The following is a 23,205-nucleotide window of genomic DNA, read 5'->3' on the forward strand; positions in this document are numbered from 1 at the left end:
GCGCCCTCGGCGAACCCGCCATGGTGACCCGCGCGGATATCCCTGCGGGTGGCTAGGGTTGGTTTCATGACCCACCAAGTGCATGCCTTCGAGCCGCCGGAGCGGTTCGTCGCCGGGACGGTGGGCGAGCCGGGTGACCGCACTTTCTTCCTCCAGGCCCGCGGCGGCGGCCGGGTGATCAGCGTCGCGCTGGAGAAGGTCCAGGTGTCGCTGCTCGCCGAGAAACTCGAGGAACTGCTGCTGGAGGCGAGCAAGCGGTTCGGGGTGTCCCTGCCGGACGTGCCGCTGGTGGCCGTGCACGACAACGAGCCCCTCGACACTCCCGTCGACGAGGAGTTCCGGGTCGGCACCCTGGGCCTGGCCTTCGACGTCGACACCGGCACCGTCGTGATCGAGGCGATCGAGGCCGGTGAGCCCGAGACCGATTCGGGCCTGGAGGACTCGCCGCTCGACGACGCCTCACTCGACGACGACGAGGACGAGGAGGACGACGAGGAGCCCGATGAGGACCTCGACCGTCTCCGGGTCCGGCTCACCCCCGACGCGACCCGTGCCTTCATCGACCGGGCCCGCCGCGTGGTGGCGGCCGGGCGGCCCCCGTGCCCGCTCTGCGGCCAGCCGCTCGACCCGGCCGGTCACCTCTGCCCCCGGCACAACGGTTACCACCGGTGACAGCGGAGCCCACGTCCGTGCTGGCCGAGGCCGACGCGCTCACGCTGCTGGAGCGGGGCGGCATCGAGATAGAGGGGCGTCTCGTCGACGCGTCCAACACCACACTGCGCGCCGAGATCAGCCTGGACGGGTTGACTCGGCGTTGTGTGTATAAACCGGTCCGCGGTGAGCGCCCGCTGTGGGACTTCCCCGACGGCACCCTCGCCGGCCGGGAGGTGTCCGCCTACCTGGTCTCCCGGGCCACCGGATGGGACCTGGTGCCGCCCACCATCCTGCGGGACGGGCCGCTCGGGCCGGGCGCGGTGCAGCTCTGGATCGACGAGCCGGAGGAGGCGCCGTCGCTGATCGGTTTCGTCCCAGCCTACGACGTGCCGGACGGCTGGTTCCCGGTGGCGTCGGCCCGCGACGAGGACGGCGACGCCTTCGCGCTGGCGCACGCCGACGACGTCCGCCTGGCCCGGCTCGCGGTCTTCGACGCGGTCATCAACAACGCCGACCGCAAGGGCGGCCACGTGCTCTACCCGGCGAGCGGCGGGGTGCACGGTGTCGACCACGGCGTCAGTTTCCACGTGGAGAACAAGCTGCGTACGGTGCTGTGGGGCTGGACCGGCGAGCCACTCCCGGAGGAGGCGGTTCTCGTTCTGGAACAGCTGCTATCGGATTTGTCCGGTCCGCTCGGTGATTCGCTGGAAGAGCATCTGACCATTTCCGAGGTGCAGCACGTCACGCTCCGGGCGAGACGGCTGCTGCGGACGGCCCGGTTCCCGCAGCCACCCACCGACTGGCCCGCCATTCCCTGGCCACCGATCTGACCGGTGGGTATTCCCCAGCCTTCGATCTAGAGGTTTAGCTCACGCTCCGAGACTGCCCCCGGCACGGCTGGTTAGGCTCCCAGCATGGATGCATGGACCGGTCACGACGTTCCCACCCTGCCGGACTCGCCGGGGCGGTCCCCGCTGGGCCTTTACGACACCGCGCGCGCGTCGGTGCTGGCCAGCACGCCCTCCGGCGCCGCCTCGATGTACGTCTGCGGCATCACCCCGTATGACGCCACCCACCTCGGCCACGCCGCCACCATGATCACTTTCGACCTGGTGAACCGGATGTGGCGCGACACCGGCCTCGACGTCCGCTACGTGCAGAACGTGACCGACATCGACGACCCGCTGCTGGAGCGCGCCACCCGCGACGGCGAGGACTGGATCGTCCTGGCGATGCGGGAGACCGCCCTGTTCCGCGAGGACATGGAAGCGCTGCGGATCATCCCGCCGGCCCACTACGTCGGCGCCGTCGAGTCCATCCCCGCGATCGTCACGCACGTCTCCTCGCTGTTCTCCTCGGGCGCGGCCTACCGTCTCGAGGACGGCACCGGCGACGTCTACTTCTCGGTGGCGTCGGCCCCTCGGTTCGGCTACGAGTCACACCTGTCCCGCGCCGAGATGCTGGTGCTGTCCGCCGAACGCGGCGGCGACCCCGGCCGGGAGGGCAAACGCGACCCGCTCGACCCGCTGCTGTGGCGCGGCGCCCGCGAGGGCGAGCCGGTGTGGGACGGCGGCGACCTGGGTCCCGGCCGCCCCGGCTGGCACATCGAATGCGCCACCATCGCGCTGGGCCTGCTCGGCGACACCATCGACGTGCAGGGCGGCGGCAGCGACCTGCTCTACCCGCATCACGAGTGTTCGGCCGCCCACGCCGAGGTGCTGACCGGCGTGTCCCCGTTCGCCGCCCACTACGTGCACGCCGGCATGATCGGCCTGGACGGCGAGAAGATGTCCAAGTCCCGCGGCAACCTGGTCTTCGTGTCCCGCCTCCGCGGCGACGGCATCGACCCGATGGCGGTCCGCCTGGGCCTGCTGACGTCCCACTACCGCAGCGACCGCGACTGGACCGACGACGTACTGAAAGCCGGCCAGCAACGCCTGTCCCGCTGGCGCGAGGCGGCGTCAGCTCCGTCCGGCCCGTCCGGTGCGGGCCTGCTCGCCGCAGTCCGCGAGGCCCTGGCCACCGACCTGGACGCCCCCACCGCACTGTCCCTGGTGGACGCCTGGTCCGAGGCGGCCCTGGCCGGAGCCGGTGACGACCCTGCCGCCCCCGAACTGATGTCCCGCACCGTCGATGCTCTCCTAGGCGTCCGCCTGTAGCCCTCCCGCCTCAGGCACCTTCTCCTAGGCGAGGAGGCCGACGGCGCCGGTCCGGCCCGGTTCGGGCTCCCCCCGGCACACCTGGACCGCGCGGTCCCCAGCACAGGTCCGCGCGGTCCCCACCCCTGCTCCGGCGAGGTCGCTACCAGAGGCTCCGCGGTTCCAACGCCCGGTCATGCGTCGCCGCGCCAGGTCTCGCGTTCCCGCGCCAGGTCTCGCGTTCCCGCGCCAGGTCCCGCGCGATTCCTGCCAAGAGGTCTGCCCGCCCGTTTGCGCCTGCCCGCCCATCAGTTGCCTGCCAGCCGCGGGCTGCAAGGCTTGTTGCCTGCCGCTCCTCTGCTGCCTGCCTTCCTGGTGCCGCCCCCTGCTGTCCACTTGTCTGTGGCCCGCTGTCCCTGCCACCTACTCGCCTGCGGCGCCCTCTTGTTGTCTACCGTCTGCCGCCTGGCGTTCCGGTCAGGTCAGGCCCACCGGGAAGCGCGTACCCGGCTGGCATGTTGTTCCATGACTGCTCGGGTTTCGTCGTGACATCGCGCCCGCATTCCTGCGCGTGTCGCATTCTCTGATCTGCCCGAGATCGGTACTTCTCCGGTGACCCGGCGACGTTATGCCAGCTCAGAGTCGTTTAAATTACATTGCCAATCGATTTGCCGTACGGCCACCGCAGACCTGAAATCTGTTCTTCCTAGCAAAAGGCCGGAATCGCCCGCCAGACCTTAACGCGAATGTCCTGAATTCACATATTTTTCCACGAAAAGGTGAAATCAGCCGTGTTCTGCCCGTAAATAGCCGTGAAATGCGCGCCCGCAGTCCAGACTTTCTCGCAAGCAACCAACCGCTTGAAAGGAAACATCATGCGTCGTGCAGCCCTGTACCTCGGTGGCCTCTTCTTGGCCACCGGCGCAACGCTGGCGATGGCCGCTCCCGTCCAGGCTGCTCCCGCCGGATGCCGCGACATCTACGGATACGGCCAGAACATCATCCTGGTGCAGGAACTCCACACTGTCGCCTGGGTTCGGCCCTACATCGTCGACGGCTACGCTTTCCGCAGCCGCGGCATCTACGACTCGTACTACTCGGACAGCCCGTACTTCGAGAACAACCAGTACATCGCGAACAACTCGTTCAACACGGTCGACTCGTACAACACCGGCTCGTACAACACGTACAACTCGGTGCTCGACCTGGGTGGCCTTCTCGGCTAGCACTGGTTCGCCGACAGAAGGATCACGGCGGGGTCGGAAACGACCATGCCAGTGACGACTGACGCCCGAGGCACTCCCGTGCCCCGGGCGTCAGTCTTTCCATTCAGCCCGACCCCGCCCGGCCCGGCTCGCTGTGCTGCAGCCTGGCCGGCCGACTCCGGTCGCCGCATGCTCCGCCGACGTTCGTCCGCAAGCATGTCCTCGTACTCCGCTTGGCCTCCGCCCGTGCCCCCGTGTTTCGCTTGACATCAGTCCTTAGCTGCACCTTTCTACTTCGCCCAGCGTCCGTCCGTAGCCGCGATCCTGCACCTCTGCTCGGCGTGCGGCGGTGGCTGTTCCTATGTGCTTCGACTCGTGCCGTGGTCCTCCGTGACCCGGCCTGCAAATCTGCCGTCACGTGCCGACCCCGATGACGGCAGCTGTGCAGCGGTTCCGGTCGTTGCCTCTGAAATCAGTCGAGGAGAGCATCGATCTCGCCGCCTCACCGGGCATCGAAAGTGCGGAAGATCGCCGACCGATGACCAGTCGATCTGAAACGCTTACTGCGCGGCTGGCCCGCTGTCGGCGGGAGAGCAGTCTGCATAAGCGCCCTGTGTGATGCGAATCCGTACAGATTCACGTTCCCGCGAGGATCCAATCCCTAGCGGTGCCGCCTTTGCGGCGTACTCCCTGAATGATCAAGGTGTCCTCGATTCATGTGTTCTCCTAAGTTCACCGCCTCGGCGTAAAGTATCCGAAAAGTAATGTTCAACGTGCGCATGTATGTGACCTGGGCATATGCAGAGGCATACCTTTCCGATCCAGCCAACAGGCCACTCCTCTCGGTGCACCGGCTCAATCATTCGGGTTTCGCCAGCAGGCCCGGAGGATTGCGGAGTCACACCGCCACCCACCTGAACCCCGCCGGATCTGCCGGAATATCGCCGGATTTACTTTGCCCTCGCGGACCTCGCGGACCTCGCGGACCTCGCGGACAGGCAGCCAAACGACGGCCGGTCCCGGCCCGTGGCTATTTGGTTTGGCCCGCGACGGTCACAGCAGCTCCGCGTCGTGGACGAGCAGGGCGATCTGGACCCGGTTGTTCAGATCGAGTTTGCTGAGCAGCCGCGAGACATGGCCCTTGACGGTCGGGAGGCCCATGCGGAGCAGAGTGGCGATCTCCGCATTGGAGTGACCGTGACCGACGTGGATGGCGACCTCGTTCTCTCGTTCGGTGAGGGCGGTGAGGCGAGACCGGGCGCGCGCCCGGCGCGAACTCGCCTGCGGATCGGCGACATGATCGATCAGGCGCCGGATGAACATCGGAGAGAGGATGGCAGCACCGGCCGCGACCGACCGCACCGCTGACAGGATCTCCAGTGGCGCGGTGTCCTTCAACAGGAACCCGCTGGCCCCGCTCCGAAGCGCCTCCAGCACATACTCGTCGGCCCCGAAAGTTGTCAGCACGATCACCTGGGGTGCCCTGGCCCGGCTGCGGATACGGCGTGTCGCGGCCAGCCCGTCGACGCCTGGCATGCGGATGTCCATGAGGATGACATCCGGCCGGTAAGCGTCAGACGCGGTCACCGCCTTGGCCCCGTCCTCGGCCTCGGCCACCACCTCGATGTCAGCCGAGCCACCGACGAGGATCCGCAATCCAGCCCGAACCAGTGCGTCGTCGTCGGCGATCAGCAACCTGATCACCCGCCGATCTCCGCCGATCCCACCGTCCGTGACCCTGCTGTCCGTGATCTGACCAACCGTGCCGCCGCGGTCCGTGGTCCCACCGCGCGCGACACCGAGGTCCGCGGCGGCGGTGCTGGCCAGGGGGCGCGGGCCGAGTCGAGTGGGAATCATGTCGGCCACGGGAGGTCGGCCTCCAGACGGAACTCGTCGTGTGCCGGGCCATGGGTCACCCGGCCACCGGCCAGGGCCACACGCTCGCCGATGCCGACCAGGCCTCGGCCTCCGGACGGGGGAGTGCCAGCATCCGTCCCGGGCGTCCCGTGGAAGGGATTGGTGACGATGATGCGGAGGCCCCGGCCGGCCGCGCCGAACAGATGGACGGAGGCGAACGGGCCGGTGCCGTGCTTGCGAGCGTTCGTCAGACACTCCTGGACGATGCGGTAGGCGGTGCGACCCAACTGCGGCGGCGGGTTGTCCGGGGAAAGGCTGTTCTGATAGTCGACCGTCATGCCGACAGCCCGCGCACTGATGATCAGATCAGACATGTCCGTGAGCCCGGGCTGGGGTGGCTCTGGCCGGCCACTCGGGACACCGACCACGGTGCGCAACTCCTCCAAGGCATCGTGGGCACTGCTGCGAATGGCTCCCGCGGCGATCGAGCGCTCCTCCGGCGAGGCGTCCGCCCGTACTTCCAGGGCGCCGGCATGCAGGCTGATCAGGGACATCCGATGGGCCAGCACGTCGTGCATCTCCCGGGCGATGCGAGCGCGCTCGGTGGACCGGGCCCGCTCCTCGCGCAGTTGTTGCTCGGCCTCCAGCCGGGCGGCACTGTCACGTAGCGATGTGGTGAGCCGCCGGTAGGCCTGCACGAACAGCCCCCACCCCAGTGCCACCCCGCTGACCAGGCCGCGCATCAGTAGATCCAGCCAGACCCCGTACTCCGGATTGGCGTGCAGGAGAAAATAGACCGCCGAGGTGCCGACGTTGATCGCGCCCAGCAGCAGCACCAGCGGTAGCCGGTGGCGGATCGCCACGGTGAACAGCGCCACGACGATCGGGCCGGTCGCGGTCACCGAGACCGCCCCGAACGGCAGCAAGGCCCCGGCGACTGCGAGGGGGAACCTCCGGCGCATGAGCAGAGCACCGGCGCAGGCCACCCCTAGTGCAAGGTCAGTTTGCCAGGGGATCGCCGCGCCGGGCCGTGTCGCATCGCCCAGCACCATCATCACCGTCCCGTAGGACAGGGCGACCACGACCGCCACGGCATCGGCGACCCGGTCGCGCACCGCGGTCCGGGCGCCACCGGGCTCGGGGACCAGGAGCGCGAGAAGCATGGCGCAAGAGTAGAAGGAACAGAGCCCAGCGGGGAGCTACCAAAGTACTGGTTCTGAACATGCCAAGGATCGATGTGGACGACGCCCTCGGCAGCGCATCCTTCCCGGCATGACAGATCTCGTCCGACACCTTCCCGCCCGGGCGGCCGGCGCTCTGCTCGTCTCGGCGGCCTGGGGCGTGGCCGTGGCTCTCTGGACCCCGCGCGGCCCGCAGACCGGCGCCGAGGCACTGTGGTCGATCGTGATCAGCGCTGGCGTCGGCGTCCTGGCCGGCTGGGCGACGCGCTCACGGTGGGCGATTCCCACAACCCCTTTGTTGTACGTGGTGGCCCTGGAGCTGGCGCGCATCAACGTTTCCGGTCCTTCCGTGGACCCGCCGGAGCTGAGTCCGATCGGCATCGTCGTGCTGGTCACCGGTCGTTTCCTGCACGGCTGTCTGGCGTTGCTGCCGATGGCGGCCGGCGCTGCCTGGGCCCACCGTCGTCCAGCCCGCACCAGGTTCCGTCAGGTCACCGGCCGGACCGTGGCCGGCCTGGCTACGGCCCTGACGGTCGTGCTGGCGGCGGCTGTCGCGGTGCCGGCCCGGACCGAGGCGATTCCCGGCGGGGTCGCCGAGCTGACCAGCGTCGACGGCCTCGGCGTGATGATCCGCGGCCGTTCCACCACGCTGCCGGTGCTGCTGTATGTGCCCGGTCCACCCGGCGCATCGGACACCGGGATGATGCGCACCCGGTTGTCCGCGCTGGAGGATCACTTCGTGGTCGCAACTCTTGATCGGCGCGGTGGCGGGGCGTCCTATCCGGCCCTGGGCGACGAGGTCACTCTGGACTCCGAGGTCACCGATGTCATCACCGTCGCCGATCGTCTGCGGCAGCGTTTCGGCCGGGACCGGATCGTGCTGCTCGGGCACTCCGGCGGTTCGATACCGGCGATCGTGGCCGCACACCGGCATCCGGAGAGGTTCAGCGCCTACGTCGGCACCGGTCAGGCGGTGGACCTACGGGCCGGGGACCTGATCTTCTACGAGGACGTGCTGGCCTGGGCGCGTGCCGGTGGGCGTCGCGAGCTGGTGGAGCGCCTCGAGGGCCAGGGGCCACCGCCGTGGCCGGATGTCTACGACTACGAGCCGTTCCAGCTCTACGCCAACCAGGCGTACGGGCTGCCGGACCCGCCGTTCGACCTGGGAGTCCCGGAGTACACGGTGTTGCAGAAAGCCCACACGATGGTCGCGATGCTGGACACCTGGGACGAGTTGTATCCCCGGCTGCAGAGCGTCGACCTGCACCGTGACGTGCCGGAGCTGACGATTCCGGCTTACTTCGTGCAGGGCGAGCGGGAGACGCGCGGCCTGGCCGTCCCGTTCGCCTCGTGGTATCAGGCGCTCCGTTCACCGGACAAACGGCTGGTGACCATCGCGGGAGCCGGTCACCGGCCGATGTCCGAGACCCCGGAACAGTTCATCAGCACCCTGACCACCCTGCTCCGGAGCGAACGATGACGCCGGCGAGAGCGGCGAGAGAGGTTGGAGATGGTCGGGCGAGGACGCTGATGGCGGTGAACGGGGACGGGAGAGGCTCAGGCGAGGGCCATGCCCGGGTCGGGGTCCGGGTCGGGGGTGGGGGCCGGGATGCGGTACTCCTCGGTCAGCGTCGTCATCGGGCCGGGCCAGGTCGCCTGGGCCACCTCGATGGGCTTGCGGGTCTCGTCGAAGGCCACGTGCAGCAGGTGCAGGACCGGGGTGTCCGGCCGGATCTGCAGGATCTCGGCCTCTTCGCGGCTGGGCTGCCGGGCGCTGATGGTGTCGGTGGCGGTCGTGTAACGACGGTTCAGCACCTCCTCGGCCTCCTGGTAGAGGGGCCGGCCGAAGGCTTCGTGGCGTTCCAGGGAGGTGCCGCTCGCGTCGACCACCCGGAACCAGGAGGCGCCGACCTCGACGGTGGCCTCGTCGGCGCGCACCAAGTGCCGGCGGACCAGCATCTCGGTGCCGTCGCGGACTCCGAAGGCGTCGGCCACCTCGGGTGGTGCGGCTTCCCGGCCGACTCCGGTGAGCTGCTGCCGGTAACGGGCGGCCAGGTCGGCGTGGTACCCGCGATGGGCGCCGTAGCGGCCACGGGAGAGACGGTTGAGGCGGCGGCGGGTGCCTCGGACGTACGTACCGGAACCGGGTTTGGTGATCAGAATGCCTTCGACCCGCAGCTGGTCGACGGTCCGCTGCACGGTCTGTTTCGCCACGCCGAACATCTCCGCCATGGCGGGGATGGACGGCAGCCGCTCGCCCGGCTGCCAGTCGCCGCGCCGGATGCGCTCGCGCAACTGGGCCGCGATCTGCCGATGCGGGAACTCAGCGGCGCCCGGATTGATCGTCATCCTGCCTCCTGCACACTAGGAGCTAGGTTCCTAGGATGCGGCAGACCCAGCGGTCGGCGCCATAGCGACACGCTGATCCGCACTCATCAGCCGAGGCGCCCGAGGCGCCCTGGGCGCCGGCACTTCGCTGACCACCGAGATGGCAGGTGTGGCGTCACACCGGAGCTGCACCGCCGGCCGTCACGGCAACCCGGAGTCAGGACGCGGAAAGCCATTGCCAAACGGCCGGTCAGGACGTCGAAAGCCACTGCGAAACGGCCGGCGCGGGCGGCCCTGGGACAGGGGCGTCGCTGTACGGAAGGCGAGACGGGCGTTCAGGCGCGACGCCCGTCTCTCCGGTCACCAGGAGCCGGCGGTGGGGCCGGCCGAGCCGCCGCGACGGCGCAGGTACTTCTCGAACTCGCTGGCGATCTCGTCGCCGGTCAGCGGCTGGATGCCGGCGTCGCCGACTCGTTCCTCCAGCTCGCGGACGTACTCGCCGAGCTCGGCGTCCTGTTCGGCGGCAGCGCGGACCCGCTTCTCCCAGTCGTCGGCCTGTTCGGCCAGGTCGGCCATCGGGACCGGCAGGTCGAGGACGTCCTCGATGCGGCTGAGCAGGGACAGCGTCGCCTTGGGGCACGGCGGGTTGTTGGCGTAGTGCGGGACGTGCACCCAGAACGACAGGGCGTCCACGTCGGCGCGGGTGGCCGCCTCCTGGAGCACGCCGACGATGCCGGTGGGGCCGTCGTACCGGGTGGGGACGACCTTGTACTTCTCGGCCATGTCGGGGTCGCTGGCGGAGCCGCTGATCGGGAGGGGCCGGGTGTAGGGCACGTCGGCCAGCAGGGCGCCGAGCAGGACGATCCGGTTGACCTCGAGGCTGTGACAGATCTCCAGCACCGACTCGCAGAAGGTGCGCCAGCGCATGCTCGGTTCGATGCCGCGGATCAGGACGACGTCACGGTCGGCTCCGGGCGGGCTGGCCACCATGAACCGGGTGGTGGGCCATTCGATCTTCCGGGTCTCGCCCTCGGCCATGGTGATGGTGGGCCGGCTGACCTGGAAGTCGTAGAAGTCCTCGGGATCGATGCTGGTGACCTCGCGGGCCTCCCACACCTGTTCGAGATGTTCCACGGCCGCGGTCGAAGCGTCCGCAGCATCGTTCCAGCCCTCGAAGGCGGCGATGGCCACGGGAGAGCGGAGCAGCGGAAGGCCGTCGAACTCAGTCATGGCACACAGCCTACGTGCGGGCAGGGGAACGTACCCGGTGGCCGCGCCGGGGTCCTCGGCCGATCGATCGGGCTCGCTGTCGATACCGGCCACCAAGTCGCATATATCTGGGCATAATGATGCATATGGCCGATCACGTGGATCAGGTTCTCGGGCCCACCGACGACACCGTCAGCTTCTTCCAGGATCGCGGGATGGTCTACGTGACCGCCCTGTGGGTGCTGGCCGCGGCCTGGTTGCCGATGCTGCTGATCACCCTGCTGATCCGGATGGCCGCCGGGTATCGGCCGGTTGCCGCCGACATCGTGGTGTACGCGGAGTTCACCCTGATCGTTCCGGCGGTGCTGGCGGCCGTGGCGCTGCTGATCGCCTGGCGGCGGCTCGGCTGGCTGCACACCTCGGTGCACGGGCTGGACTTCGCCGCGACCGGGCGGCGGCCGGTGCATCTGCCCTGGTCCGGCATCGCCGCGGTGGCTCTGCACGGGCGTGGGCCGTTCACCGAGCTGGTGATCACGCCGATCGCCGAGGACTACGCGACCGAGCTGGCCGGGGCCGGTGGTCCACCGCGGGTGCGGCGACGGGGTGGCGAGTACTCGTACATCATCGATGTTGGTCTGATGTCGCCCGGCCCCGAGGTCCTCCTGGCCGAGTTGCACCGGCGTCTCCCCAGCAAGGTTTGACACGGGCCGAGGGCGCAGCTAACTTAACCTCACCGTTAATTAACCGGGAGGTTAAGTGACCGACCGGCTCAGTGTGATTTTCGCGGCCCTCGCCGACCCGACGCGCCGCGCCATCCTGGCCCGGCTCGCTGAGGGTGAGGCCACCGTCACCGAGCTGGCCGAACCGTTCGACATCAGTCTTCCGGCGATCTCCCGTCACCTGAAGGTGCTGGAGAACGCCGGCCTGATCTCCCGCAGCCGGTCCGCCCAATGGCGGTCCAGCCGCCTCGAAGCCGAACCGCTGCGCGAGGCCACCGCCTGGATGGAGCGGTACCGCCGCTTCTGGGACGACAACTTCGCGCGTCTCGACGCCCACCTCAAACGTATGCAGGAGGACCAGTGACCGACCTCGTCATCACCCGGATCTTCGACGCCCCGCGTCACCTCGTCTACCGGGCCTTCACCGACCCCGACCAGCTCGCGGCCTGGTTCGGGCCGATCGGCTGGACGGTGCCCCGGGACACCGTCGACATGGACGTCCAAGTCGGCGGCCACCAGCGTTTCACCATGATCAACGACGAGGACCCGTCGCAGACCTCACCGGCGAACGGCACCTACGTCGAGGTGATCGAGAACGAACTGCTGGTCGGCGAGGAGTCGGTGGCCCACATCCCGGCCTTCGGCACCGACGTCATGCGGTTGCGCCTGGAATTCTTCGACGAGGATGGCGGCCGGACCCGGCTCGTGCTCACCCAGGGCCCATTCCCCGAACAGTGGGCGAGCGGCGCGCGGGAGGGTTGGGGCTCCAGCTTCACCAAACTCGACAAGGTGCTCGCCTGAGGACAGCGCAGAGCCCCGGTCGCGGCTTCGGTCTAACGTGGAAGCCCCGCCCTGGAGGACCGCATGCTCGTTCGACCGGCACCGATCCTTGCCCTTCTCACCGTTCTCGTGCTGCTGGCCGGTTGCGCCCCCACGGCGCCCGGCCGGCAGAGCACCCCGCCCGACCGGGCCGCCGACCCGACCGTCACGATCACCGGCAGCGTCGACCCCGACGGCACCGACACCCCGGAGGAGTTCGCGAAGGACATGCGGGGATCCCAGATCATCGCCGAGCAGTACTGGGAGCAGCGCCTCGGCGGTTCGTTCCAGGCGATCCGGGAGGTCATCCCGTACGAGCAGGATGGTGAAGTGGACTGCGGCGGTCAGCCGCTGCCCCGCAACAACGCGGTCTACTGCTCCGCCGGGGACTTCATCGCGTACGACGTGAACTGGGCCTTCGCCGCCTTCCAGCAGATCGGTGACGCCTTCGTCTACTACCTGCTCGGCCATGAGTACGCGCACGGCGTCCAGGCCCGCCTCGGCATACGCAAACAGTTCACCATCGAACAGGAACTGATGGCCGACTGCATGGCCGGGGCGTTCATCGGCGACATGGCCCGTCAGCAGGTCCTCACCATGCAGGACGGCGATACGAAGGAACTGGCCGACGGGCTCGCGGCGGTCGGCGACGACCCGGGCCAGCCGTGGTTCGCGCCCGGCTCGCACGGCACGCCCGAACAGCGGTTCCAGTCGTTCGCCGACGGCTACGAACGGTCCCTGGACGCCTGCGGTCTCTGAGGGCACCGTCACAAACGGTCGGCGTGCGGCCCGGTCGCCGCCCAGAATGGGCCGGTGAAACCTGCCGCGGTCCTCTTCGACATGGACGGGACACTGGTCGACAGCGAGCGCGTCTGGGGCCTGGCTCTGGCCGAACTCGCCGTCCACGCCGGTGGCGTCCTCTCCGACCGTGCCCGCCTCGCCATGGTGGGCACCAGCATGGGCACCAGCATGCAGCTCTTCCGTGACGATCTCGGCCTGCCGGACCGGCCCGAGGAGCCGGACGTGCGATGGCTGACCGAGCGGGTCCGCGCACTGTTCGCCGAGGGGCTGGTCTGGCGACCAGGGGCGATGGAGCTTCTTGCGGCCGTACGGGCGGCAGGGATCCCGACGGCCCTGGTCACCTCCACGGGGCGCAGCCTCGTCGAAGTGGCGCTGAAGACCCTCGGCCCGGCGAACTTCGACGTCGTGGTGTGCGGCGACGAGGTTCAGAGACCCAAACCCGACCCCGAGCCGTACGTGACGGCCGCAGCCCTGCTCGGCGTCCCCATCACCGCCTGTGTAGCCGTCGAGGACTCACCCAGCGGCGTGGCCAGCGCAGTAGCGGCGGGCGCCCGGGTGCTGGCGGTACCGGCCGAACTGGAGCTGGCCCCCGTCGACGGCGTACACCTGCGCACGACCCTGACCGGCGTCGACCCGGTCTTCCTGGCCACCCTGCTGACCGTCTGACCCCGACCGGTCACGGCCTGGACGGGCTCGCGTCAGGAAGTGGGGACGAGGCGCAGCGCGGTGACGATGTCCTCGGCGACGTGTGCGGGCTGGTAGCCGGACTCGGTCCATCGGCGGCCGTTGGCGACCCAGATACTGGTCAGCCCCAGACCCGCAGCGCCGGCGATGTCGGCGTGGGCGCTGTCACCGATCATCCAGGCGCCGTCCAGAGAAGCTCCGACCGTTGCCGCGGCAGCGCGGAAGATCTCCGGTTCGGGCTTGCGGTGGCCGGCCTGTTCGGAGATCACCCAACCGTCCACGAGCCGGTCCAGCCCGGTGTTGACGATCTTCGCCCGCTGCTGGGCGGTGCGACCATTCGTGACGATGACCGTGGTCCAGCCGGTCAATCGCCGCAGCTCGTCGGCGACCTGCGGGGCGAGGACCACCCGATTCGCGGCACCGGTGTCCAGGAGCCCCCGGATCGCGGTCGACGAGACATGCGGGAAACGGGCGTTCATCGCGGCAGCGACCGCAGCCCGCGAGGTGAAGCCCCCGCCGTCGGCCGCCATCACCCAAGGCAGATCCCCGGCGGGCAGACCGCGCTCATCCAGGAACCCGGCCACGGCGTCACCGAAGGCCGCATCCCGGTCGATCAGCGTGTTGTCCAGATCCATCAGCAGCAGTCCCACAAGCCCAGTCTGGCGGGTCGAGCCTGGCCGAGGGGATCCCGGGCCTTGATGAAGGGGCGGGCGGTTCCGGCTTTCGCCCGGTCGGTGGTCAGTGTTGCGGGCGGACCAGGCCGGTCTCGTAGGCCAGGATCACGGCCTGGGTGCGATCCCGGAGACGTAGTTTGGTGAGGACGTGGCCGACATGCGTCTTCACCGTGGTCTCGCTGACACCCAGGGCTTCGGCTATCTCACTGTTGCTGCGGCCTCGTGCGACGTGGACCAGAACCTCGCGTTCACGGCCGGTGAGCGGGGCCAGACGAGACAGAGCGTTCGTGTCCGGCACTGCGGAAAGCGCGGTGGCCAGCCGGTCCAGCACCCGGGCGAGCACCTGCGGGGCGATGACCGCGCCACCGGAGGCGACGGCGTGAACGGCTGCCACCAGTTCGTCCGGTGGGGAATCCCTGCAGAGGTAACCGGCGGCACCGGCCGACACCGCGGCGACCACCTCGTCATCGGTGTCGGCGCTGCTCAGGACCAGCACCCGAACCGCGAGCCGAGCCTCGGCGATCGCCCTGGTGACGGCCAGACCGTCCATCCGGGGCAGGGCCACATCGGTGATCAGTACGTCCGGCAGCAACCGCCGGGCCAGATCGACCGCCTCCACGCCATCACCGGCCTCCCCGGCGACGACGATCTCCCGCCGTCCGCCGACCGGGCTGTCCGCTTCCCCGGTGGTGGCATTCTGCTGGTTGTTCACCTGATCGCCGGTTTCGTCGGGGAGTGGGAACGCCCGGCGATCGGCTGTCCGGACACCGCGGGGGTGAGCCGGTGACCGGTGACCCTCGGTGAGTACCGCCCGCAGGCCGGCCCGTTGCAGGGGCGTGGCATCCGCGATCAGAACCCGCAGCGGCCCTGTCATCGGGTGCTGCCTGAGAAGCGATCAGTTGGCGATGGTCCATGAACCGCCGACACTGCGGCACCAGGATTCCGTCGGACGCGGTGAGTGACCGCCGGAGTGCTCATAATGCCGCATATTCCCATATCTTTACCCATACGGGACGGTCTTCCGGTACGTAGCAAGGGCGGCGGACAGGACGCCCCCACCGAGGGAGCGGACAGTCGGTGGCCGGGTGGGGTCAGCCAAGGGGGTCGTCCCGGAGGAGGGTGCCGGGACGGGCTGGTTCGGTATCGGGGGTGAACGGGGCGATGGTGATCGTCTGGGGGTAGGGGGGTGGGGTGCCGCCGAACTCGGGGCACCGGGACTGGTGGCTGCACCAGCCGCACAGGCGGCTCGGCTTCGGGCGGAAGTCCTCGTTCTGCTTCGCTCGTTCGATGGCCTGGGAGAGGGCCAGCAGGGTGCGCTCGAAACGCTCCAGCTCGCCCTGGTCGGGGCTGTAGTCGAGGGCCTCGGCGTCCTTCAGGTAGAGCAGTCGCAGGGCGCGGGGGACCACGCCGCGGGTGCGCCACAGGACGAGGGCGTAGAACTTCAGCTGGAACAAGGCCCGGCCCTCGAACGCCTCTCGAGGGGCGCCTCCGGTCTTGTAGTCGACCACCCGGAGGTCTCCGGCGGGGGAGATGTCGAGGCGGTCGATGTAGCCGCGCAGCAGCAGTTCGCCGTCGCCGATCATCGTGGAGATCAGGGTCTCCCGCTCGGCGGGCTCCAGGCGGCGCGGGTCCTCCACCGCGAAATAGCCGCCCAGCAGGTCACGGGCGCTCGTCAGGAACGCGGCGATCCGGGCTGCCTCGGCCTCACCGTCGGGAATGTCGATCAGCGTGGCCTGGCCGGTCGCGTCGGCCTCCGCGGCGTCGGCCGCCGGATCGCGGACCAGCTCACCGCCAGCGGGGGCGTTGTCCGCGCCGGTGCCGGAAAGCGGGACGCTGGAGGGCGAGGTGTCGGCAGAAGCGGTCCGGGACGGCGACATGCTGGGAGACGAAGCGTCGGCGATGGGCAGGCCGGAGGGCGATACGTCAGCGGCGGAGACGCTGAGAGGTGAGGTGTCGGCCGGGGGCGGGCCGGTGACGGCTGGGCCGGTGGCCGGGGAAGTGCCGTCGGTGGTGCGGGCGCGGGGGGACGGGGCCGGGCGGCCCCGGGGTGTTGGCTCGGTGGCGAACAGGCCGGACAGGCCGGGCTCCTCGACGAGCAGGCGCTCCCAGGAGGGGGTGACCAGGGCGACGGCTGCCTCCGGGGTGCGGTCGGCGGCGGGCAGGTCGAAGAGCCGCTCCAGGACGGCATGGACCAGCGTGCCGCGGACCTGGTCGGCTGACGGGATTTCGGGCAGCTTGTCGATGCTGCGGAAACGGAACAGCAACGGGCAGGTCTTGAAGTCGGCGGCCCGGGACGGCGACAGCGACGGGCCGGACGGTGCCTCGGGCCGCGGCCCACGTCCGGCGGGAGCGGTCGCGGCGCCGGTGACGGCCTGGCCTGAGCCGGGGACCGGGGGGAGCGCCTGGGCTGAGCCGGAAGGCGCGGGGGTGAGCTGGGCCGAGGTGGAAGGCGCGGGGGTGGGCTGGGCTGGGGCGGAGGGGGTCTCGGGTGCGGCAGTGGCGGCCGGGCCCGGAACGGGGGCGGTGGCCGCCGGGTCGGCGGGCTGCGGGGGCGGAGACACCGGCTGAGCCGCCGTGGGGGAGAGCGCCGTCATGGGAAAGAGGCTAGGCCAGGGGTATGACGAAAAACGCGGGGTGGGTCCCGCGCCCGGTGGTCCGTAGCATCGAACGTGTGGACGACAGCCGGGCGATGACGCCGCTGCCACCGGGGCGGGGGCGGCCGGTGGGGCGGGTCGCGGGCATTCCGGTGTATGCGAGCGCGTCGATGCTGCTGCTCGCGGTGCTGGTCACGATCGTGTACGGCGACTACGCCCGGGAGGAGCTGGGCCTGGCGCAGCCGTGGGCGTACCTGCTGGGATCGGGTTTTGTGGTGTGTCTGATCGGTTCGGTGTTGTTGCACGAGCTGGGGCACGCGCTGATCGCCCGCCGGTTCGGCATCGGGGTGCGCCGGATCACTCTGGAGTTGCTGAGCGGGTGGACGGAGATGGACCGGGACGCGCCGACGCCGCGGGTGGACGCGCTGGTGTCGCTGGCGGGGCCAGCGGTCTCGCTGCTGCTGGGCGGGGCGGCCACGGCGGTGATGCTGGTGCTGCCGGAGCGGGCGCTGACTCGGGAGGTGGCGTTCCAGTTGGCGTTGAGCAACGTGCTGGTGGCGTTCTTCAACGTGTTGCCGGGGCTGCCGCTGGACGGTGGCCGGGCGTTGCGGGCGCTGTTGTGGGCGGTGCTGCGGGACCGGAACCGGGCTACCGTGGTGGCCGGCTGGGCGGGCCGGGGGCTGGCGGTGGTCACCGCGGCGGTGGTGCTGCTCCTGCAGCAGCTGGGTGTCGTCACCATGTTGGGGCTGATCTTCGTGCTGCTGGTGGTGCTGACCCTGTGGCAGGGCGCGGGGCAGTCGATCCGGCTGGGCCGGATGACCGGGCGTTTCCCACTGATCGATCTCGGCGCGCTGGCCCGGCCGCTGTTGACGGTGCCGGCCGGCACGCCGTTGGGGGAGGCGCAGCGGCGCCGGGCGCAGGATCCGCGGCCGGACGTGGTGCTGGCGGTCGCCGACGCGGCGGGTAGCCTCACGGCACTGGTCGATCCGGTCGCCGCCGAGCGGGTGCCGGTCGGCCGGCGTCCCTGGGTGAGTGTGGAGAGCGTGGCCCGGTCCCGTGACGCGCTGACCGTGCTGCCTCTCGGGCTGACCGGTGAGCAGGTGGTCCGGGCGCTGCAGGCGCACCCGGGTGTGCAGTACCTGGTGACCGCAGGCGAGGATGTCGTGGGCGTCCTGCGGGTCGCCGACGTGGCCGCCGTGCTGGAACCCCGGCGCGCGAGCCGGAATTAGCAGCCTCCTGAGAGAAGATCAGTGACCACAACCCCAGCCCCCGTCGTCGACGACGTTCCCGCGCACCGCGGGCCGTTCCGGACGGGCGACCGCGTTCAGCTCACCGACCCGAAGGGCCGGATGCACACGATCGTGCTGGAGCCCGGTAAGGCGTTCCACACGCACCGCGGCGCCCTGTCGCACGACGAGCTGATCGGCCTGCCCGACGGCAGCGTGATCACCGCGGCCAGCGGCACCGCGTACCTGGCGCTGCGTCCCCTGCTCAGCGACTACGTGCTGTCGATGCCGCGCGGCGCGCAGGTGATCTACCCGAAGGACGCGGCGCAGATCGTCGCCATGGGTGACGTCTTCCCCGGTGCGAAGGTTCTGGAGGCGGGCGCCGGGTCGGGTGCGCTGACGTGTTCGCTGCTGCGGGCCGTCGGCAGCTCCGGCGAGGTGCACAGTTACGAGCTGCGGGAGGACTTCGCGGCGGTCGCCCGCAAGAACGTGGAGGCGTTCTTCGGTGGCCCGCACCCGGCCTGGCACCTGCACGACGGTGACGTGGCCGGCAACGACATCACCGGTTTCGACCGGATCATCCTGGACATGCTGACTCCGTGGGAGACCCTCGACATGGTCGAGAAGTCGATCATCCCGGGCGGGGTGTTCATCGGCTACGTGGCGACCACGCCGCAGCTGTCGGAACTGGTGGAGGCGCTGCGCGAGCGCGGCGGCTGGACCGAGCCGCGGGCCTGGGAGTCGCTGGTCCGGGACTGGCACGCCGATGGTCTCGCGGTCCGCCCGGACCACCGGATGATCGCGCACACCGCCTTCCTGGTGTCGGCCCGCAAGCTGGCTCCGGGGGTCACCGCGCCGCCGCGGCGCCGCAAACCGAGCAAGGGCGCCGAGGCGTATGCCGCCAAGAAGGCGACCCGGGCCGCACTCGCCGCGCAGCAGAGCGAAGCGCCGCAGATCGACATCGCCGCGCCGCAGAGCGACGCCCCCGGGGAGTGACGCTCGCCTCTGGGTTCCGGTAGGTTCCCTCGAGGGTCAGCGATCGGAGACAGGAGTGGCGCGATGAGTTCTCCGCCGTTCGGCGGCAGCAACGAGATGCCGGCGGTCTTCCCGGACTGGTCGCCCTATCCGGATCTGGACTCGGCGGCCCGTGCCTACCTGCGTGATCCGGAGGTTGCTCTGGAGGCGCTGTTCGGGGTGTTGCGCGGGGCCTCGGTGCTGTGTTTCACCCTGGAGCGGTTCGTCAACGAGGTGAACGGGGTGTGGCAGGAGGTCGTCGTCTGTGACGGCAGCCGCCTGGTGCTCTGGCATGGCGAGGACGTGGCGCCCGGTGACGGTCCGGTCGGTGCGATGACCTCGTCGTTGCGGGTGGTGCCGTTGTCCACGGTGACCGAGGTGGGCTGCCGGCGGCGGCTCACCCGCACCCCGAACGGGCAGGCCCGGGTCGACAGCATCGACGTCTACCTGCTGCTCAGTTCGGTCGACGACGCGGTGCCGCCGCCCGGTGTGGGCGAGGAGGAGGGCCGGGCGCCGCTGCGGCACGACGCGCTGCGGTTCGGCAAGACCCTCGACGACGGCGGTCCGGGACAGATCGCCCGTCTGGAGGAGTTCTCCCGGGTGGTGGCGTCTCTGGTGGGCCGTCCCACCCTCTGAGCTCACTCCGATTCACTCCGAGTACTTCCGGCCGACTCGCCCGTGTGGTCTTTCGCATAGGCGGGCCGGCCGGTGGCCGTTCGGCCCGGCTCCAGCTCTCCGAAAGAACCGGCGCAGTGGTCGCCGTCGATGCGTTTGCGCAGCTCACCAGTGTCAGTGCTGACGCCCGCCTCGCACAACCCGCCAGGACCGCCAGGGCCCGAACTCTGTCCGACCGGCTCATCGGTGGTCGCACCAATCGATCAAGAGTCGGTGACGAGGGTGTTGCATGGGTCGAAAACCGCTTCGCAACGGTTAGTGTTATCCCAAGACGTTCGAGCCCCCCGGGGAGGTGGGACGTGGCACGTAGCGACGAAGCGGACTCCCGCGCCGCGCGAGCGGAGAAGGAAGTCAACGATCTCTCGAGTCAGGTCGCGTTTCTGCAAGAGGAACTCGCTCTGGTCCGGCGGAAGTTGACCGAGAGCCCCCGACACGTCCGGCAGCTTGAGGAACGGCTCGCGGCAACGCAGGCGCAGCTATCCCGAGTGACCGAGAACAACGAGCGGCTCGTGGCGACCCTCAAGGAAGCCCGCGCCCAGATCGTCACTCTCAAAGAAGAGATTGACCGGCTCGCCCAGCCGCCCAGCGGTTACGGCGTTTTCCTGGCAGCCCACGAGGACGGCACGGTGGACGTGTTCACCGGCGGCCGCAAGCTGCGGGTGGCGGTCTCGCCGTCTCTCGCGGCCGACGAGCTCCAGCGGGGCCAGGAGGTCCTGCTGAACGACGCGCTCAACGTCGTCGACGCGTTCGGGTTCGAGCGCACCGGCGAGGTCGTCTCGCTCAAGGAGGTCCTGGACAACCCGTCCGGCGGCCCTCGCGACCGGGCACTGGTGACGTCGCACTCCGACGAGGAGCGCATCGTCTTCCTCGCCGACTCGCTCGACGTCAGCAAGCTGCGCGCCGGCGACTCGCTGATGATCGAACCCCGTTCGGCGTACGCCTACGAGCGGATCCCGAAGAGCGAGGTCGAGGAACTCGTCCTCGAGGAGGTCCCCGACGTCGACTACACCGACATCGGTGGTCTGCACTCCCAGATCGAGCAGATCCGCGACGCGGTGGAGCTGCCCTTCCTGCACGCCGACCTGTTCCGGGAGCACCAGCTGCGCCCGCCGAAGGGGATCCTGCTCTACGGCCCGCCCGGCTGCGGTAAGACCCTGATCGCCAAGGCGGTGGCCAACTCGCTGGCCAAGAAGATCGCCGAGCGGCGTGGCGAGGAGAAGCACACCAGCTACTTCCTCAACATCAAGGGCCCGGAGCTGCTGAACAAGTACGTGGGCGAGACCGAGCGGCACATCCGCCTGGTCTTCCAGCGGGCCCGTGAGAAGGCCAGCGAGGGCACCCCGGTCATCGTGTTCTTCGACGAGATGGACTCGATCTTCCGGACCCGTGGGTCAGGCGTCTCCAGCGACGTCGAGAACACCATCGTCCCGCAGCTCCTGAGCGAGATCGACGGTGTCGAGGGCCTGGAGAACGTGATCGTCATCGGCGCCTCCAACCGGGAAGACATGATCGACCCGGCCATCCTGCGCCCCGGCCGTCTCGACGTGAAGATCAAGATCGAGCGCCCGGACGCCGAGGCGGCGAAGGACATCTTCGCCAAGTACATCCTCTCGGAACTGCCGTTGAGCTCGGACGATCTGACCGAGCACGACGAAAACCGGGCCGCTACGGTCGCCGCGATGATCGAGGCGGTCGTGCTGCGGATGTACACCGAGACGGAGGAGAACCGCTTCCTGGAGGTCACCTACGCCAACGGTGACAAGGAGGTCCTGTACTTCAAGGACTTCAACTCCGGCGCGATGATCCAGAACATCGTCGACCGCGGCAAGAAGATGGCGATCAAGGAGTTCCTCACCTCCGGCAAGAAGGGCCTCCGGCTGCAGCACCTGCTCGACAGCTGCGTCGACGAGTTCCGGGAGAACGAGGACCTGCCGAACACCACCAACCCCGACGACTGGGCCCGCATCTCCGGTAAGAAGGGTGAACGGATCGTCTACATCCGTACGCTCGTCTCCGGCGGTAAGGGTGCCGAGGCCGGCCGGTCCATCGAGACCGCGAACAACACCGGTCAGTACCTGTAACGACATCACGGCACACGGGCGCGGGAGATCATCTCCCGCGCCCGTTGTCGTCCCGAGGCAGGCCGGGTCCCCGCCGGACCCGGCCTCGTTCAACCCGTGTGACAGCAACCCGCCTCGCTTGGCTCGACGCCCTCCGCGGCTGGGCCGCAGCCGTCGTCGCGCTCTTCCACCTCAGCCCGGTGGTCCTCGGCTCCGAACTGCACCTGCGGATCTTCCACGTCATCGACCTCGGCAAGTACGGCGTCCTGCTCTTCTTCCTGGTCAGCGGTTACGTCATCCCGATGTCCCTGGAACGGCACGGCGACCTGCGCCGGTTCTGGGCCGGGCGGCTGCTGCGGATCTACCCCGCCTACCTGCTCGCGATCGCCGTCAGTCTGGCCCTCGGTGCCGCCGGAGTGCTGCGCCTGCCCGGCCAGCTCGCCGAGGAGACCACCACCAGCGTTCTCGGGCACCTGACCATGCTCCAGGACCTGCTCGGCACCCAGGGCGCGCTCCGGCCCTTCTGGACACTCACCTACGAGATGATCTTCTACCTGGTGGTGGCCGGGATCTTCGTCTGGGGACGGCACCTGCGGCGCCCCACCGCACCGGGGACACCACGGCGCCGCCCGGCGGTGGCGTGGTGGGCCACCGGGCTGACCGCCGTGGCCATCCTGGACCTGCCCGGCGACCTGCTGGGTGCCACCGCCGCCGAACGCCGGATCAGCGCGATCGTGGTGACCGCGCTGATGGTGACCGCGCTCGGTGCGTACACAATCGGCTCGAAGGTCGTCGTTCTGACCGCCGGGGCCGCCAGCCTCGCCCTTCTCGCCCTGCCGCTGGTCAACGGCCATGCCACCGAACAGGTGACCAGCGCGTCGTCGGCCCAGGCCACCCAGATGCTCGCGGTGATGTTCGCCGGCACCGTGATCCACCGCGCCCAGCACCGGCGGATCGGCCGGCCCGCCGCCCTCGTCGTCCTGCTGATCGTCCTCGGCGGAACCGCCGTCACGATCGGACCCGTCGTCGGGGCGGCCGTCGCCGGCACCTGCACACTCGGCCTGGCCCTGCGCGCTCGGCGGATCCCGGTGGCCCTCACCTGGCTCGGCACCGTCAGCTATTCGCTCTATCTGCTTCACATCCCGGTCCTGGTCCTGGTCCGGCAGGTCACGGGGCAACCGCTGCTCGTCGCCGCCGCCTTCGTGACCGGCTCTCTCACCGCAGCGTGGGCGTGTCACCGATGGGTGGAACGGCCCGCACAAGCCCTGGCCCGGCGCGTCCCGGTGAGAAAAGTCGCCACGGAAGGTACGGGCGCGTGCACGGGCAGCTTCGGAAAGCGCTACGAGAGCGTCTAGGCTCGATACATG

22 protein-coding genes and 1 pseudogene are annotated in these 23,205 nt (G+C 69.6%); 15 read left to right on the top strand and 8 right to left on the bottom strand.

Annotation, left to right across the window (positions count from 1 at the left end):
• Nucleotides 1-66 precede the first annotated feature (66 nt).
• The 4 genes from BLU81_RS00925 to BLU81_RS00940 all read left to right on the top strand — a co-directional run bounded on the left by BLU81_RS00925 (nucleotide 67) and on the right by BLU81_RS00940 (nucleotide 4,018).
• Nucleotides 67-672, top strand: coding sequence for a DUF3090 domain-containing protein (locus BLU81_RS00925; protein WP_092540710.1), 606 nt, complete (start codon nucleotides 67-69; stop codon nucleotides 670-672).
• A complete protein-coding gene (locus BLU81_RS00930; RefSeq protein WP_092540712.1) occupies nucleotides 669-1,484 on the top strand; it encodes an SCO1664 family protein in 816 nt (271 codons plus the stop codon). The genes BLU81_RS00925 and BLU81_RS00930 overlap by 4 nt, the downstream gene beginning before the upstream one ends.
• Nucleotides 1,485-1,568: 84 nt before the next feature.
• Nucleotides 1,569-2,813, top strand: a complete 1,245-nt coding sequence (mshC, locus tag BLU81_RS00935; RefSeq protein ID WP_092540714.1) for a cysteine--1-D-myo-inosityl 2-amino-2-deoxy-alpha-D-glucopyranoside ligase — start codon at nucleotides 1,569-1,571, stop codon at nucleotides 2,811-2,813.
• Nucleotides 2,814-3,667: 854 nt separating this feature from the next.
• Entirely contained in the window at nucleotides 3,668-4,018 is a 351-nt protein-coding gene (locus tag BLU81_RS00940) for a hypothetical protein (protein ID WP_092540716.1), read from the top strand.
• Nucleotides 4,019-5,050: 1,032 nt separating this feature from the next.
• On the opposite strand, the gene BLU81_RS00945 is transcribed toward BLU81_RS00940, so the two are convergent.
• Both BLU81_RS00945 and BLU81_RS00950 read right to left on the bottom strand, forming a co-directional pair.
• Nucleotides 5,051-5,854, bottom strand: coding sequence for a response regulator transcription factor (locus BLU81_RS00945; protein ID WP_092556396.1), 804 nt, complete (start codon nucleotides 5,852-5,854; stop codon nucleotides 5,051-5,053).
• Nucleotides 5,851-7,017 (bottom strand): sensor histidine kinase, encoded by a 1,167-nt coding sequence (locus BLU81_RS00950; protein WP_092540718.1) that lies wholly within the window; start codon nucleotides 7,015-7,017, stop codon nucleotides 5,851-5,853. The genes BLU81_RS00945 and BLU81_RS00950 overlap by 4 nt, the downstream gene beginning before the upstream one ends.
• A gap of 109 nt (nucleotides 7,018-7,126) precedes the next feature.
• Between BLU81_RS00950 and BLU81_RS00955 the strand changes: the two genes are divergently transcribed.
• Entirely contained in the window at nucleotides 7,127-8,515 is a 1,389-nt protein-coding gene (locus BLU81_RS00955) for an alpha/beta fold hydrolase (RefSeq protein WP_092540720.1), read from the top strand.
• Nucleotides 8,516-8,592: 77 nt separating this feature from the next.
• On the opposite strand, the gene BLU81_RS00960 is transcribed toward BLU81_RS00955, so the two are convergent.
• Both BLU81_RS00960 and BLU81_RS00965 read right to left on the bottom strand, forming a co-directional pair.
• Complete coding sequence (locus BLU81_RS00960; RefSeq protein ID WP_092540722.1) at nucleotides 8,593-9,384, bottom strand: GntR family transcriptional regulator; 792 nt, start codon at nucleotides 9,382-9,384, stop codon at nucleotides 8,593-8,595.
• 339 nt (nucleotides 9,385-9,723) lie between these two features.
• Nucleotides 9,724-10,593 (bottom strand): PAC2 family protein, encoded by an 870-nt coding sequence (locus tag BLU81_RS00965; RefSeq protein ID WP_092540724.1) that lies wholly within the window; start codon nucleotides 10,591-10,593, stop codon nucleotides 9,724-9,726.
• Nucleotides 10,594-10,718: 125 nt separating this feature from the next.
• Between BLU81_RS00965 and BLU81_RS00970 the strand changes: the two genes are divergently transcribed.
• The 5 genes from BLU81_RS00970 (at nucleotide 10,719) to BLU81_RS00990 (ending at nucleotide 13,577) form a co-directional block, all read left to right on the top strand.
• On the top strand, nucleotides 10,719-11,273 hold the full coding sequence (locus tag BLU81_RS00970; protein ID WP_092540726.1) for a hypothetical protein: 555 nt from the start codon (nucleotides 10,719-10,721) through the stop codon (nucleotides 11,271-11,273).
• A gap of 55 nt (nucleotides 11,274-11,328) precedes the next feature.
• Entirely contained in the window at nucleotides 11,329-11,655 is a 327-nt protein-coding gene (locus BLU81_RS00975) for an ArsR/SmtB family transcription factor (protein WP_092540729.1), read from the top strand.
• The gene (locus tag BLU81_RS00980; RefSeq protein WP_157751071.1) at nucleotides 11,652-12,092 is read left to right on the top strand and encodes an SRPBCC family protein; all 441 of its coding nucleotides are present in this window, start codon (nucleotides 11,652-11,654) and stop codon (nucleotides 12,090-12,092) included. The genes BLU81_RS00975 and BLU81_RS00980 overlap by 4 nt, the downstream gene beginning before the upstream one ends.
• 63 nt (nucleotides 12,093-12,155) lie before the next feature.
• Entirely contained in the window at nucleotides 12,156-12,869 is a 714-nt protein-coding gene (locus BLU81_RS00985) for a neutral zinc metallopeptidase (RefSeq protein WP_092540733.1), read from the top strand.
• 54 nt (nucleotides 12,870-12,923) lie between these two features.
• A complete protein-coding gene (locus BLU81_RS00990; RefSeq protein WP_269460975.1) occupies nucleotides 12,924-13,577 on the top strand; it encodes an HAD family hydrolase in 654 nt (217 codons plus the stop codon).
• 32 nt (nucleotides 13,578-13,609) lie between these two features.
• Here the strand turns inward: BLU81_RS00990 and BLU81_RS00995 are convergent, their stop codons facing one another.
• From BLU81_RS00995 to BLU81_RS51905, 4 genes and pseudogenes are all read right to left on the bottom strand, one after another.
• Nucleotides 13,610-14,245 carry an HAD family hydrolase gene (locus BLU81_RS00995; RefSeq protein ID WP_197686092.1) on the bottom strand — a complete coding sequence of 212 codons (636 nt, stop codon included), beginning with the start codon at nucleotides 14,243-14,245 and terminating at the stop codon, nucleotides 13,610-13,612.
• A gap of 88 nt (nucleotides 14,246-14,333) precedes the next feature.
• Nucleotides 14,334-15,143 carry a LuxR C-terminal-related transcriptional regulator gene (locus BLU81_RS01000; RefSeq protein ID WP_092540735.1) on the bottom strand — a complete coding sequence of 270 codons (810 nt, stop codon included), beginning with the start codon at nucleotides 15,141-15,143 and terminating at the stop codon, nucleotides 14,334-14,336.
• A 217-nt stretch (nucleotides 15,144-15,360) separates the two neighbouring features.
• Nucleotides 15,361-16,146 carry a RecB family exonuclease gene (locus BLU81_RS51900; RefSeq protein WP_373873261.1) on the bottom strand — a complete coding sequence of 262 codons (786 nt, stop codon included), beginning with the start codon at nucleotides 16,144-16,146 and terminating at the stop codon, nucleotides 15,361-15,363.
• A gap of 183 nt (nucleotides 16,147-16,329) precedes the next feature.
• Nucleotides 16,330-16,572 (bottom strand): annotated as a pseudogene (locus tag BLU81_RS51905) (RecB family exonuclease); the annotation flags it as partial.
• Between the two features lie 386 nt (nucleotides 16,573-16,958).
• Here BLU81_RS51905 and BLU81_RS01010 point away from each other — a divergent pair.
• The 5 genes from BLU81_RS01010 to BLU81_RS01030 all read left to right on the top strand — a co-directional run bounded on the left by BLU81_RS01010 (nucleotide 16,959) and on the right by BLU81_RS01030 (nucleotide 23,193).
• The gene (locus BLU81_RS01010; protein ID WP_092556406.1) at nucleotides 16,959-18,092 is read left to right on the top strand and encodes a site-2 protease family protein; all 1,134 of its coding nucleotides are present in this window, start codon (nucleotides 16,959-16,961) and stop codon (nucleotides 18,090-18,092) included.
• A 21-nt stretch (nucleotides 18,093-18,113) separates the two neighbouring features.
• Entirely contained in the window at nucleotides 18,114-19,085 is a 972-nt protein-coding gene (locus BLU81_RS01015) for a tRNA (adenine-N1)-methyltransferase (protein WP_092540737.1), read from the top strand.
• 63 nt (nucleotides 19,086-19,148) lie between these two features.
• The gene (locus BLU81_RS01020; protein ID WP_092540739.1) at nucleotides 19,149-19,739 is read left to right on the top strand and encodes a hypothetical protein; all 591 of its coding nucleotides are present in this window, start codon (nucleotides 19,149-19,151) and stop codon (nucleotides 19,737-19,739) included.
• Between the two features lie 338 nt (nucleotides 19,740-20,077).
• Nucleotides 20,078-21,859, top strand: a complete 1,782-nt coding sequence (arc, locus tag BLU81_RS01025) for a proteasome ATPase (RefSeq protein ID WP_092540741.1) — start codon at nucleotides 20,078-20,080, stop codon at nucleotides 21,857-21,859.
• Nucleotides 21,860-21,957: 98 nt separating this feature from the next.
• Nucleotides 21,958-23,193 (top strand): acyltransferase family protein, encoded by a 1,236-nt coding sequence (locus BLU81_RS01030; RefSeq protein ID WP_157751073.1) that lies wholly within the window; start codon nucleotides 21,958-21,960, stop codon nucleotides 23,191-23,193.
• Nucleotides 23,194-23,205 lie beyond the last annotated feature (12 nt).

Origin of the sequence: Actinoplanes derwentensis (assembly GCF_900104725.1) — a bacterium.
Taxonomy (GTDB): Bacteria; Actinomycetota; Actinomycetes; order Mycobacteriales; family Micromonosporaceae; genus Actinoplanes; species Actinoplanes derwentensis.

Coding starts and splice junctions, on each gene's coding strand:
- BLU81_RS00925 (WP_092540710.1), top strand. CDS start 67: ATGACCCACCAAGTGCATGCCTTCGAGCCGCCGGAGCGGTTCGTCGCC.
- mshC (WP_092540714.1), top strand. CDS start 1,569: ATGGATGCATGGACCGGTCACGACGTTCCCACCCTGCCGGACTCGCCG.
- BLU81_RS00940 (WP_092540716.1), top strand. CDS start 3,668: ATGCGTCGTGCAGCCCTGTACCTCGGTGGCCTCTTCTTGGCCACCGGC.
- BLU81_RS00945 (WP_092556396.1), bottom strand. CDS start 5,854: ATGATTCCCACTCGACTCGGCCCGCGCCCCCTGGCCAGCACCGCCGCC.
- BLU81_RS00950 (WP_092540718.1), bottom strand. CDS start 7,017: ATGCTTCTCGCGCTCCTGGTCCCCGAGCCCGGTGGCGCCCGGACCGCG.
- BLU81_RS00955 (WP_092540720.1), top strand. CDS start 7,127: ATGACAGATCTCGTCCGACACCTTCCCGCCCGGGCGGCCGGCGCTCTG.
- BLU81_RS00960 (WP_092540722.1), bottom strand. CDS start 9,384: ATGACGATCAATCCGGGCGCCGCTGAGTTCCCGCATCGGCAGATCGCG.
- BLU81_RS00965 (WP_092540724.1), bottom strand. CDS start 10,593: ATGACTGAGTTCGACGGCCTTCCGCTGCTCCGCTCTCCCGTGGCCATC.
- BLU81_RS00970 (WP_092540726.1), top strand. CDS start 10,719: ATGGCCGATCACGTGGATCAGGTTCTCGGGCCCACCGACGACACCGTC.
- BLU81_RS00985 (WP_092540733.1), top strand. CDS start 12,156: ATGCTCGTTCGACCGGCACCGATCCTTGCCCTTCTCACCGTTCTCGTG.
- BLU81_RS01000 (WP_092540735.1), bottom strand. CDS start 15,143: ATGACAGGGCCGCTGCGGGTTCTGATCGCGGATGCCACGCCCCTGCAA.
- BLU81_RS51900 (WP_373873261.1), bottom strand. CDS start 16,146: ATGTCGCCGTCCCGGACCGCTTCTGCCGACACCTCGCCCTCCAGCGTC.
- BLU81_RS01010 (WP_092556406.1), top strand. CDS start 16,959: ATGACGCCGCTGCCACCGGGGCGGGGGCGGCCGGTGGGGCGGGTCGCG.
- BLU81_RS01020 (WP_092540739.1), top strand. CDS start 19,149: ATGAGTTCTCCGCCGTTCGGCGGCAGCAACGAGATGCCGGCGGTCTTC.